We start from the raw sequence: 12,593 nt of genomic DNA, 5'->3' as shown, positions 1-12,593 counted from the left end.
CACGTCTCCCCCGGCCGATGCTACCCAGCCTCACGTTGGGGACACCGACCGACGACGGCCGTCTCAGCGGTACTGGTCCCGGGCCTCGGCGAGGTCGTCGGCGATGGTGAAGGCGACGGCCTCGTCCAGGGATTCGTCACGGCTGGCGTCGGCGAACTCGGCGTCCCGGTCCTGGTCGGGGTCGACCAGGTGGACGGCGGCCTCCTCGGCGCCCGCGGCCCCGGCGTCCGGGCCGACGTCGAAGCCGGTGACGTCGTCCTCGCCGCTCAGCAGCCGGCCGGCCCGGGGTGACGGTCCGTCGGTCCAGCGGTCGTCCACCACGTCCGGCACGACGTCCGGCTCCTCCTCGGCGAGGTGCTGCTCCAGGGACTCGCCGGTCCTGGCCTCGGCTGGGGTGGTGCCGTAGGCGGTGGCGCCGTGGTAACCGTCGGCGGGGATGACGCCGGTGTCCAACGGGTCGTCGTCCAGGCGGTCGGTGAGCAGGCTGTCCGCCGGTTCGAGCACTCCGTCGTCCTCGGCCGGGAGGTCCTCCCCCTCGTCCCAGTCCGCCATCAGACACCTCCTGGTGCGACCCGGGCGCTGTGTACCCGGTCATGCCCATGCTTCGCACCAGCGCGGCGGGGTGCAACTTCACGTGCCGTGACCTGGGCCGACCGGGTGGGCGCCGGAGGGTCCGGACGCGCCGGTGGCGCCGCACGGATGCGGCGCCACCGGGTCCTGCCCCTGCTCCGTCAGTTCAGCTGTGCCTCCCGGAGCGGCGGTAGGCCACCGTGCAGATCACCAGGCCGCCGAGGACGGCGATGGTGGAGAGCACGGCGAGGAACAGGCCGGGCGTCGAGGAGCCGGTGTCCGGCAGCTCGCCGGAGCTCCGCGACGGCGACGGGGAGGGCGGCGGGGTCGGCTCCGTGGTCGTCGATCCGCTCGGGCTCGGGGAGACCGAGGGCGTCACCGACGGGGAGGGGGAAGGGGACGGAGAGGGGGACGGGGACGGGGAGGGCTGCGGCTGCTCGACGATGCCCAGGTCCAGGTCCAGCATCCGCTGACCGCCCGTCAGGGTGACGGTCTGGGTCCGCCCGGTGGCCGGGTCGGCGGAGGACTGCTTGGTGGCGTCCGGGCCCTGGGCCCGCTTGGAGACCTTGGCGCCCTTCGGAAGGGTCGTCAGGTCGAACTCCACCTGGTAGGTGCCGTTCGGCAGGTTGTCGAAGAGGTACCTGCCGCCCGCGTCGGTGACGGTGGAGACCGGTCGGCCGCTCGCGTCGAGGACCGGCTGTCCGGTGCCGTCCAGCAGGTTGACCTTCACGCCCGCGACGGGGGTGTCGCCGCCCTTCTGGATGCCGGAGTCGTCCGCGTCGACCCAGACGAAGTCACCGAGCGCGTTGTCGTTCTTCGGGGGCTGGACGATGCCCATGTCCAGGTCGAGGTTGCTCTGGCCGCCGGCGACGGTGACCTGGCGGGTGAGGCCGGTGGCCGGGTCGGCGGAGGACTGCTTGGAGACGTCCGGGCCCTGGGCCTGCTTGGAGACCTTGCTGCCGGCCGGGAGGGTGGAGAGGTCGAACTGCACCTGGTAGGTGCCGTCCGGGAGCTTGTCGAACAGGTACTTGCCGTCGGCGCCGGTCACCGCGGTGACGGGCTTGCCGTTCAGGTCGCGGACCGGCTGGCCCTGCTCGTCCAGCAGGTTGACCTTCACGCCGGCGACGGGGGTGTCGCCGCCCTTCTGGATGCCGGAGTCGTCCGCGTCGACCCAGACGAAGTCACCGATCGAGTTGTTCGGCTCGGTGGTGCGCTTGACCGCGACGCCGACCTTGGCCGGCTCGGCGGGCAGCAGTTGGCGGCCGCTCGCGTCGGTGGCGGTGTAGGCGAAGCTGTTCCAGGCGTACTCCCCGTCAGGGGCGTTGAACGGGGCGACCATCGGCCAGGTGAGCGTGAAGGAGGCCCCGGTGGCCAGGGCGCCGGGCCGGTGGATGCGGAACCAGGTGGCGGTGCCGGGGCCGGGGAAGGTGGTGGTCCAGACGGCGCCGGCGTTGCAGCCGGCCCGGTCGCCGAGCTTGCTCTCGATGCAGGGGGCGGGGTCGGTGGTGTACTCGATCACCACGGTCGGGTCGCTGGACGTGATGGCCTGGGAGAGCGACGGGGTCCAGGCGCTGTCCCGGGGCGCGCCCGGGGTGAGGACGTAGTCGTCACCGGGGGTCGGCAGCTTGTCGTAGGCGATGAACTCGGTGACCGGGTCCGGCGAGTCGTTGCGCACCGTCATCCGGTAGGACATGTGCCCGCCGGGGGTGGTGGAGCCGATCGCGGCGTAGTCCGGGTCGAGGTCGCCCTTGACCTCCTTGTAGGAGCGCAGCACGGACGGGACCTGGATCTCCACCTCGGAGGAGGCGCGGCACAGGCTCTCGGTGGTGTCGCCGTTGCCGTTGAGGTCCAGCACGTCGGGGGTGGAGCTGTCCGAGCCGCTGAACATGCAGCTGACCGGCTGGGTGGGCCGGTCCACGCCGACGTAGAGGTCGTTGGTGAGGGTGCCGCTGCGGACGCTGCCCGCCACCGTGGCGTCGAAGAGCATCCGGTAGGCCAGCTGGTCGTGCAGGTACATCATGTCCGGGGCGCCGGCCGGCCACTCCATCCGGACGACCTGGCGGCCGTCGGGGCCGGGGGTGACGGTGACGGAGCTCGGGGCCTTGGCGTCGGGGTAGTTCGGGTCCGGGCGGGCCGAGCCCTCGACGTAGACCAGGCCGGCCGGGAGCACGTCGTACAGGACGAGCGGGCGGTCCAGCGGGTGGGCGCTGCGGTTGTACGGGATCACCTGGAAGGTGACCTTGCCGCCGGGCGAGGTGACCGAGCCGGCCACCGTGGTCTTGGCGGCGCCGAGGTTGGTGGCGGCCTTGACAGTGGTGGAGGCGCAGGCGTTCGCGGTGGCGCTGGTGGTGCCGTCGGTGGCGCTGGTGTCCACGCAGTTGGTCAGCGGGTCCGGGGCGGTGCGGCCGTCGTGGCCGACCGTGGAGACCTGGGTGACCACCTGGACGGCGTTGCCGGGGCTCCAGCCGGTGGGGATCGGGCCGTTCCAGGTGAACTGGAGGCCGTCCAGCCAGCGGCCGGCCGGGATGCCGAGGACGTCGTTGGCCGGGTCGCCCGCGCCTTCGGCGAAGGTGATGCGGCGGGCGGCCGAGCCGTTGAAGGGGCTGCCGGGGGTGAAGGTCAGCCAGGTCGGGTCACCGTTGAGGCGGTACCTGAGGGTGAGTTGGATGCTGGTGGGGTTCCAGGCCTCCAGCTGGATCGACTGCGGGAAGATCCAGTTGTAGAGCCCCTCGGTGGTGCCGGCGCCCGGGTCGGTGATGGTCAGGCTGGTGGCCGGGGCCGAGGTGTTGGTGGCGGAGAGGCTGAAGGAGTTGATGTCGCCCGAGGTCATCGAGTCCCGCCAGACCTTGCTGGCGGTGACGTCGACCCCGGTGACCGGCGGCTGGAACTGGCCGGTGGTGGTCGAGTCGTCGTCGAGCTTGCGCTCGCCCTCGCCGAGCGGGGCGCCGAGCAGGTCAACGCCGTTGGTCGCGGTGGTGCCGTTGGGGAAGGCGGACTCGGGGAAGTTCACCACCAGGACGCCGGGGGTGCGGCAGCCGCCGCGTCCGTTGCCCGAGGTGAAGTCGCCGATGTCGTAGCCCCAGGTGTTGGGGCCGGGGGCGACCTGGGACCAGCCCGGGGAGCGGCCGGTGTCGACCACGGCGCCGGGCGGCAGGGTGTCCAGCAGCCGGCTGGTCGTCAGGTCGACGTTCGGCACCTGGTCGGTGGCGCAGGTGCTGAACTGGAAGGTGACGGTGCGTCCGTCCTTGCTGGAGGTCTGCACCCCCTTGGTGACGGTGTACTGCGGGGTGACCTGCGCGGTGGTGTCCGCGGTGTCGGTCTGCGGCGTCTCGCCGGTGGCCGTCATGGTGGCCGAGTTGGTCGAGGTGGTGCCGTTGGGGGTGGAGAAGTTGGGGTACCGCATCGACACCGTGATGGTGGCGGTGGTGCCCGGGGCCAGGGTCTTGAGGGCGATGTCCATGGTGCCGCCCATGGCGCCCTGGGCCGGGACGGTGGAGTTCGCCTCGTCCACGGTGGACGGGTCCGGGGTCCAGCCGACGAACTCCATGTCGGCGGGGAGGGTGTCGGTGATCTTCCCGGCATCGCACTCGGTGACCGAGCAGGTGTACCGGAGCGTGTAGGTGACCGTCTCTCCGGGGGCCACCGTCGCCTTGTCCACGCTCTTCGAGAACGAGATGGCGGCCTGGGCCGGTGTCGCCAGTACTCCGCTGCCGAGCAGTGTGCCCGCCAGGAGGGTGAGGACCGAGGCGATCCGCCCGGTGCGATGTGGAATGCGCATGCTACGAGTGGAGCCGAGCATTCGATCACTCCCTCCGCGCCACGACCCATTCCGGCGGCGATTCACCTGTGCAGCCCAGAGCGGCGTGAACCGGCGCGAACCCACGGCCAACCGCGGTGAACAGTGGATGAAGAGTCCGGCGCCCCGTGGGGCGTCCTGAGGCACCGTCACCTTCCTCCACAGGCAGGGCTTCCTGCCCGAAAGGGCAGTTCCCGAGGTCCGACGGGTGCGGGCCGGGGCCCCAACACGGCGGAATTGGGCCACTGTTGGCCCGTTCGTGGCCCTCCGATCGCCCCGCCGCACGGTGCGGGGCGCGGAATGATCAACGAGGGCAAGGGTTCACCCGGTGGTCGTCTCACCGAACAGTCGCGTGTCCATTGGTCTATACCAATTGCGGTACGGTGCCCACTGGACGCTGTCGAAACACGCGGCTGTGGGGGCCTCATGACTGTGCATCACCTACCTCAACCACCCTCCGACCAGGAGCTCTACTGGTACTTCGGACCACAGCGCCGCTGGGTGCTGATCTGCACCTCGCTGGCGTTCAGCTTCACCGCCGTGACGATGCTGACCTTCTCGCTGCGCACCCCCGCCCTCTGGGCCTTCCTCGCGGTGCTCGCGGTCAACCTGGTCGCCCTGGCGCTCTCCTCGCTCAACAGCCTGCGCTCGCGCCGGCTCACCCGGCAGTCGCACGAGGTGCTGGTCAACGCCTGGCACCCGGCCGAACTGCCCACCGTCGACCTCTACCTGCCGACCTGCGGCGAGCCGCTGGACGTACTGGCCAACGCCTACCGCGCGGTGGCCCGGGTCGAGTGGCCGGAGGCGCTCACCGTCTGGGTGCTGGACGACGCCGCCCGGCCCGAGGTGGCCGAGCTGGCCGCCGCGCACGGCTACGAGTACGTCGTCCGCCCCGACCGCGGCGCCTTCAAGAAGGCGGGCAACCTCAACCACGCGCTGACGCTGAGCAAGGCCGAGTTCGTGGCCATCCTGGACGCCGACTTCGCGCCCCGGCCGGACTTCCTGCGCCATCTGGTGCCGTACTTCGCCGACCCCGGCATCGGCATCGTGCAGAGCCCGCAGTGCTTCGACACCGACGAGACCATGGGCTGGATCCAGCGCGCCGCCGGCTCCGCCCAGGAGTGGTTCTTCCGGTGGATCCAGCCCTCCCGGGACGCCAGCGACGCGGCCATCTGCTGCGGCAGCAACGCCGTCTACCGCCGCACCGCGATCGACGCCGCCGGGGGCTTCGCCAAGCTGGACCACAGCGAGGACCTGTTCACCGGCCTCGCCCTGTACGCCGAGGGCTTCAAGACCCTCTACGTCCCGGTGCTGGTCGCCAAGGGCACCTCGCCGGACAACCTGGCCGCCTTCGTCAACCAGCAGTACCGCTGGGCGATGGGCAACCTGCACCTGCTCTCCACCCCGGAGCTCAAGCGGATCGGCGCGCCCTGGCGGATGCGCCTGTGCTTCTACGAGGGCGTGGTCGGCTACCTGACCACGGTGGTGAACATCTTCGCCGCGCCGCTGCCGCCGCTGGTGATGATGTTCTGGTACCCGGACGAGATCCGGCCCTGGCACGTGCTGCCGCTGCTCGCGCCGCTCTGGCTCTGGCACGTGCTGCTGCCCCGGATCAGCCGCACCCGCTGGCGGGTCGAGGTGATCCGCGCCAACGTGCTGATGAGCGTCGCCGCCGGTGCCGCGTTCTGGCACACCCTGCGCGGGCGCAGCGCCGCCTGGGTGCCGACCGGCTCGGCCGGACCGGGGAAGAGCAAATCGGGCAGGCTGGCCCGGCAGGTCACCGTGGTCTCGCTGCTCTGGCTGGTCGGCTCGGTCGGCGCCGCCGCCGTCGGCCTGGCCCTCGCGGTGGCCGAGCACGGCATCGCGCCCACCTGGGGCCTCGGGCTCTACCTGCTGGTGCAGTTCCAGATCAGCCTGCCGCTGGTCCGCGACCTGCTGATCGAACTGGTGCCGGGCGCTTCGGAGACGGTCGAGTCCCGCAACGCCACCCGGGCCCGCCGGGCGATGCTGCCCCGCCGCTGGCCGGAGGCGCTCGCCGCCACCGCCGCCCTCGTCCTCGTCGCTCTGCTCGCCTCCGGCTGGGTCCGCCCCATGCTGCCCTGGCTGGGCTGAAAGGTCGTCACACCGATGTCCTCGTCCGTGGATTCGGACCTCCGTCCCACCTCCTACGTCATACCCGCGCAGCGGCCCGCGCCCCGGCGCGACCCCGCCCGCACCCGGCCCTCCGGCTTCCGGGGCGACATCGAGGGCCTGCGCGCCCTCGCGGTGCTCGCCGTGCTGGCCTTCCACGCCTCGGTGCCCGGCCTGGCCGGCGGCTTCGTCGGGGTGGACGTCTTCTTCGTCGTCTCCGGCTACCTGATCACCCACCTGCTGGTCCGCGAGGCCGTCACCACCGGCCGGATCCGGCTCGGCGAGTTCTTCGCCCGCCGGGCCCGCCGCCTGCTGCCCTCGGCCGCGCTGGTGCTCGGCGTGGTCGCGCTGGCCGGCGCCTGGCTCACCGTGCCGCTGCGCCGCACCGACCTGGAGTACGACGTCCTGGCGGCCGCGCTGTCGATCGGCAACTGGCGCTTCATCGCCCAGCAGACCGACTACCTGGCGGCCGGACGGGACGAGAGCCCGCTGCTGCACTTCTGGTCGCTGGCGGTGGAGGAGCAGTTCTACCTCTTCTGGGGCCCGCTGCTGGCCGCCGTGGTCTTCTTCGCCGGACGGGCCGCCCGCCGCGGCCGCTCGGTGCGCTCGGTGACCACCGTCATCGCCACCGGGCTGACGGCCGCCTCCTTCGCCCTCGCGCTGGTCTGGACCCAGGGCTCGGCCTCGCTGGCCTACCTGGCCACCCCGTCCCGGGCCTGGCAGTTCGGCGTGGGCGCGCTGCTCGCGCTGCTGCCCTGGCACCTGCTGCCCTCCACCCGGACGCTGCGCCGACTCTGCGGCTGGAGCGGCCTGCTGGCGATCGTCGCGGCCGTGCTGGTCTTCGACGCGTCCACTCCGTACCCCGGCTACGCCGCCCTGCTGCCGACCCTCGGCACCGCCGCCGTGATCCTGGCCGGCACCCCCGACCGGACCGGCGCGGGCACCGACCACGGCGTCAACCGCCTGCTCGGCACCCGGGCGCCCCGGGCGATCGGCCGGCTCTCCTACAACCTCTACCTCTGGCACTGGCCGGTGCTGATCCTGGCCGAGGCCCGGTTCGGCGCGCTCTCCTGGCCGGTCAAGGTGGCGCTGACCGCCGCCGCCGCGCTGCCCGCGGCGGCCGCCATGCGCTGGATCGAGACGCCGCTGCGGCACAACCGCACCCTCTCCGAACTCCCGCGCCGTGGGCTGTCGTTGGGCCTCGCAGCGGTCATCGTGCCGGTGGTGCTGGCACTGGTGGTCGGCACCGGGACGCTGCGCCTGCTCGGCCCCGCCAAGCCGGTGGACCTGCTGGGCCTGCCGCCCGGCTCCCCCGACGGCACCTCGCTGCTGGTGCCGACCGCCGGCGCCGCCAAGGGCGGTCCGGTGGTGCCCGATCCGGTGCAGGCCCGGCAGGACTTCCCGCCGGACGGCGAGTGCGAGGTGGCCCCGACCGCGGTGAGCAGCCCCGCCTGCCTGTTCGGCGCCACCACCAGCCCCGACCGGATCGTGCTGCTCGGCGACTCGCACGCCGGCCAGTGGTTCTCCCCGATGCTGGCCATCGCCGCCGAACGCGGCTGGGCGCTGGAGGAGTTGGTCAAGCAGGGCTGCCCGCTGCCCGAACTCACGGTGGTCAACCCCCAGTTGGGCCGCACCTACCACGAGTGCGACACCTGGCGGGCGGCGGCGCTGGACCGCATCGCACGCGGCCCCAAGCCCCGGCTGATCGCCGTCTCCACCCTCAACCGCTACACCGACGACCGCGAACTCCTGCTCCGGGGCTGGGAGAAGACCCTCGCCCCGCTGCGCGCCCTCGGCGTGCCGGTGGTCTACCTCCAGGACACCCCCGTCCCCGGCACCGACGTCCCGGCCTGCGTCTCCGGTCACACCGCGGACCCGGCGGCCTGCGCCTTCGACCGCGCCAAGGCCGAGTGGCCCGACCCGCTGGCCGAGGCGGTCGCGGCGGGCCGGATGCCCGGGGTGCACAGTGTCTCGGTCAACTCCGTGCTCTGCCCGGGCTCCGGGAAGACCTGCCCGGCGGTGCTGGAGCGCATCCTGCTCTACCGGGACGACGCGCACATCACCAACGTGGCGGCGGTGGTGCTCACCCCGCGCCTGGAGCGGCTGCTCACCGACGCCGGGCTGGTCCCGGTGCGCGGCGGCGCAGCGGTGACCCCGGTGGCCGGCGGCTGGACCCAGCTGCTGCGGGACGACTTCGACGGCCCGTCCGGCAGCCGGCCTTCCGCCGCCAACTGGCAGTACGACCTGGGCACCTGCTACCCCGGCTGCCCGGCGCCCCAGTGGGGCACCGGCGAGGTCGAGACCATGACCGACTCCACCGCCAACGTCCGCCTCGACGGCAAGGGCGCCCTGGAGATCGTCCCGACCCGCGCCGCCGACGGCACCTGGTCCTCCGGCCGGATCGAGTCCCGCCGGGCCGACCTCAAGCCGCAGCCCGGCGGGGTGATGCGGATCGAGGCCTCGATCGCACTGCCCGACGTCACCGGCCCCGCGGCGGCCGGGTACTGGCCCGCCTTCTGGACCCTCGGCGGCGAGCTGCGCAACGGCTACACCGGCTGGCCCGCGATCGGCGAGCTGGACGTGATGGAGAACGTCAACGGCCGGGACGCGGTCTTCGGCACCATGCACTGCGGCGTCCTGGACGGCGGCCCCTGCCAGGAGCCCAAGGGCCTCGGTTCGGGTGAGGTCCCGTGCGGCGGCTGCCGGTCCGGCTTCCACGCCTACGCGGTGGAGGTCGACCTGACCGCCGGGGCCGAGCAGGTCCGCTGGTACCTGGACGGCCGCGAGTTCCACCGCGTGGAGGCCTCCCGGATGGACCGCGCCACCTGGGACCGGGCCGTCGGCAAGGGCCTGCTGCTGATCCTCAACGTGGCCGTCGGCGGCAACCTCCCCACCGCCTACGGCGGCACCGTCGGCCCGGCCACCGAGCCCGGCCACCCGATGCGGGTCGACTACGTCTCGGTCACCACCAAGGCGGCCGGTACGCGGAGCTGACACCGCCTCACCCCGCGGGGCCCCGTCGGATCCGTCCGGCGGGGCCCCGCGCGTCACTGCCTGGGCGCCGAGGCCGAGGAGGTCGGCGAACCCGTCGGAGAGCCCGTCGACGAGTCCGTCGACGAGGACGGGGCCGACGGGGTCCGTGAGGAGGAGGACGAGGCCGAGGACGAGGCCGTCGCCTCCAGGCCCGAGGGCTGGGGCGACGGGCCGCCGGGAGAGATCTCCTGGGTGGCGAGCAGCGCCGTGTGGACCGGGGCCTGGCTGACCAGGTCCACCAGTTCGGTCAGGGTCATCGCGGCCCGGCCCGGTGCCGTCGGGTTGATGACGGAGAGCCCGAAGACGGTGCCGGTCCGGGAGGCGAAGGTGGCGTCCAGGCGCGGGTCCTTCCCGCCGTAGCGGGCGATCCAGCCGCTCGAACCGTCGCTCAGCACCCGGTGCACGCACTCGGTGGCCTGCTGCGGCCCCACCCTGGCGCAGGGCGAGTCCGTGGACTGCCCCGGTGCGACCCGCAGACCGCTCCTGACGCCCAGTCGGACCCCGTCCGACACGGACCCCGGCGACGGGGACGGGCTCCCCGGCTCCGTCAGGAGGAGCTCGGTCACCCCGGACCGGACGAGGTGCATCACCGACAGCCGCTGCGGCGCGGCCACCCGGACCGCCCCCCACAACTGCAGGTACCTGGTCTCCATCGTGTCCGGCCGGACCGATCCGGTCGGGCTGGGGCCGCCGCTCGGGCCGCCGCTGGGGCTGGGCGGGAACGAGACCGTCTCCGCCGTCCCGGTGCCCGGCCCCAGGGTGACCGGCCCTCCCCCCGAAACCGTCACGTTCGCCACCAGCAGCACGGCGGCCCCCGTGAACGCCGCGCCGAGCAGCCCGGCCCTGGTCCGGCGGGCCCGGCGCAGCCGCCGCCCGCGCTCGCGCACGGGTTCCAGCACCGGCGGCACCGGCGGCTCCGGGTGGTCCAGCATGCTGCCGAACAGGGCGGTGGCCAGCCGGCCCTCCTGCTCGGGGCCGGGGTCAGCTGCGGTCATCGTCCTTCTCCTCACTGGTCGTCATCGTCGTGGTGGTGGAGCATCGTCCGGTCAGTCCGCGACCAGGTCGAGGACCGCATCACCCAGCACCTCGCGCAGCTTGGCCAGCGCGCGGTGCGCGTCGGAGCGCACCGTGCCCTCCGCCAGCCCCAGCACCCGGGCCGTCTCCGCCACGGTCTGGTCCTCCCAGTAGCGGAGCACCAGCACCGCGCGGTACTGCGGGCGCAGCTCGGCCAGCGCCGCGCGCAGCGCCAACTGCCGGTCGCTGTCCGGCACGTCGGCGGCCGCGGTCTCGGGCGGCTCGGGGATGCTCAGCTCCGTACTGGAACGCCGCCGCAGCCCGTCGATGTGGTCCCGCACCATCACGGTGCGGGCGTACGCCCCGGCCTTGTCCGGCTCCCGCAGGCGCCGCCAGCGCGCGTACAGCTTCACCAGCGCCCCCTGCACCAGGTCCTCCGCCGCGTGCCAGTCCCCGCACAGCAGGTAGGCCGTCCGCCGCAACGCCGGATACCGCGCCGCCACGAACTCCTCGAACCCGGCCTCACCGCTGCCCGCACCCATCCGCACTCCCCCTGGCTCCGTCCCGGGGGTTCGGTCCCCCACCCTCTCTGACGCATCGAGCCTCCCGTTCCGCTGCAACCGCACCCCGATGACGTCCCGTCAGGGGTCCGGTGGCCCGATGAGTCCAAGGCCCGTTCCGTCCAGCCGGATCCCCTTCTGCCGGGCATCCGGCACCACAAAGATGGTGGTCACAGGCCGGACGGCGCCGCGGGGGAAGCCCGCGGGCCCGGCACTTCCAGCTCTCGCAGAATTGGGGAACCACCATGTCCGCACACCGTCCGAAGCGCCTCGCCACCGCCCTCGCGGCCACGTCCGTCCTCGCGGCGGTCATGACGGTGGGCGGCCAGGGCACCGCCTCGGCGGCCTCGGTCGCCACCTGGGACAAGGTGGCCTTCTACGAGAGCACGAACAACTGGTCCATCAACACCGGAAACGGCTACTACGGCGGCCTGCAGATCAGCCTCTACAACTGGCAGCACTACGGCGGGACCCAGTACGCGGCCCGGCCCGACCTCGCCACCAAGACGCAGCAGATCCTGATAGCCGAGAAGATCCTCGCCGACCAGGGCTACAAGGCGTGGAGCTGCTGGGAGAAGGCCGGTCTGGACAAGGACCAGGCGGACCCGTTCCCGGTGTCGGCCAACACGGTGCGCCTGGTGAACCTGAAGCCGGACCACACCCTGCAGAACGCCGAGGGCGACTTCAGTGCCGGCCAGTGGTCGAGTTGGAGCGACATGGGCGCCAACTCCGTGACCGAGGTCACCAGTGCCGCCACCGGCTCGGTGAACCGGATCTTCGCGATCCGCGACGGCCAGGTCTACGAGAAGGACGGCAACTACGCCACCGGCCAGTGGAGCGGCTGGTTCCAGCCCGCCACCGGCAACCTCCCCGGCGGAGCCACGGCCGTCTCCGCCTCCTCCATCGGCAACACCGTCCACCTGGTGGCCATCGGCGCCGACGGACACCTCTACAACGCCGACGGCGACTTCGCCGCGGGCCGCTGGACCGGCTGGACCGACCACGGCGGCAACCTCAAGCGCGTCACCAGCGCCACCACCAGCGACAACGTCAACCACATCTTCGCCACCAGCGCCACCAACGGCCAGGTCCTGGAGCTCGACGCCAACTACGCCACCGGCACCTGGAGCTCCTGGTCCAACGCCGGCTCCAGCGCGTTCACCGCTCAGGACGTCGCCGCCTCCGCCTCCGGCCGCACCGTCCACCTGAGTGCCGTCGCCCCTGACGGCACCTGGTCCAACACCGACGGCGACTTCGCCACCGGTCAGTGGAACGGCTGGTTCAAGATGCCCGGAAGCAACCTCAAGCGCATCACCAGCGCCACCGCCAACAACGTCAACCACGTCTTCGCCACCGACACCGCCAACCGCCTCCAGGAGATCGACGGCGACTACAACACCGGCACCTGGAGCTCGTGGGCTCCCGCGGCCGGTGGCACGGACTCCCTGAGCGCCACCGCCGCCTTCACCGGCTGACACACCGGCAGCCGG

General features: G+C 72.8%; 7 protein-coding genes. 3 read left to right on the top strand and 4 right to left on the bottom strand.

Annotation, left to right across the window (positions count from 1 at the left end; all coding sequences use genetic code 11):
- Positions 1-63 precede the first annotated feature (63 nt).
- Both ACIA8O_RS25715 and ACIA8O_RS25710 read right to left on the bottom strand, forming a co-directional pair.
- A complete protein-coding gene (locus ACIA8O_RS25715) occupies positions 64-552 on the bottom strand; it encodes a DUF5709 domain-containing protein (protein WP_396296325.1) in 489 nt (162 codons plus the stop codon).
- 184 nt (positions 553-736) lie between these two features.
- Complete coding sequence (locus ACIA8O_RS25710) at positions 737-4,348, bottom strand: SdrD B-like domain-containing protein (protein WP_396296324.1); 3,612 nt, start codon at positions 4,346-4,348, stop codon at positions 737-739.
- 444 nt (positions 4,349-4,792) lie between these two features.
- On the opposite strand from ACIA8O_RS25710, the gene ACIA8O_RS25705 reads away from it, so the two are divergent.
- Together ACIA8O_RS25705 and ACIA8O_RS25700 are read left to right on the top strand one after the other, a co-directional pair.
- Positions 4,793-6,478 (top strand): glycosyltransferase family 2 protein, encoded by a 1,686-nt coding sequence (locus ACIA8O_RS25705; RefSeq protein ID WP_396296323.1) that lies wholly within the window; start codon positions 4,793-4,795, stop codon positions 6,476-6,478.
- Between the two features lie 15 nt (positions 6,479-6,493).
- Positions 6,494-9,490: an acyltransferase family protein gene (locus ACIA8O_RS25700; protein ID WP_396296322.1), complete on the top strand. Its 2,997-nt coding sequence runs from the start codon at positions 6,494-6,496 to the stop codon at positions 9,488-9,490.
- Between the two features lie 53 nt (positions 9,491-9,543).
- Here ACIA8O_RS25700 and ACIA8O_RS25695 read toward each other — a convergent pair whose 3' ends face one another.
- Positions 9,544-10,524 (bottom strand): hypothetical protein, encoded by a 981-nt coding sequence (locus ACIA8O_RS25695; protein ID WP_396296321.1) that lies wholly within the window; start codon positions 10,522-10,524, stop codon positions 9,544-9,546.
- Positions 10,525-10,575: 51 nt separating this feature from the next.
- On the bottom strand, positions 10,576-11,085 hold the full coding sequence (locus ACIA8O_RS25690) for a SigE family RNA polymerase sigma factor (RefSeq protein ID WP_396296320.1): 510 nt from the start codon (positions 11,083-11,085) through the stop codon (positions 10,576-10,578).
- 263 nt (positions 11,086-11,348) lie between these two features.
- Between ACIA8O_RS25690 and ACIA8O_RS25685 the strand changes: the two genes are divergently transcribed.
- A complete protein-coding gene (locus tag ACIA8O_RS25685) occupies positions 11,349-12,578 on the top strand; it encodes a transglycosylase family protein (protein WP_396296319.1) in 1,230 nt (409 codons plus the stop codon).
- Positions 12,579-12,593: the final 15 nt, after the last annotated feature.

The sequence above is a fragment of the Kitasatospora sp. NPDC051853 genome, from assembly GCF_044452665.1.
Classification (GTDB): domain Bacteria; phylum Actinomycetota; class Actinomycetes; order Streptomycetales; family Streptomycetaceae; genus Kitasatospora.
This window is presented reverse-complemented; position numbering and strand designations above follow the sequence as displayed.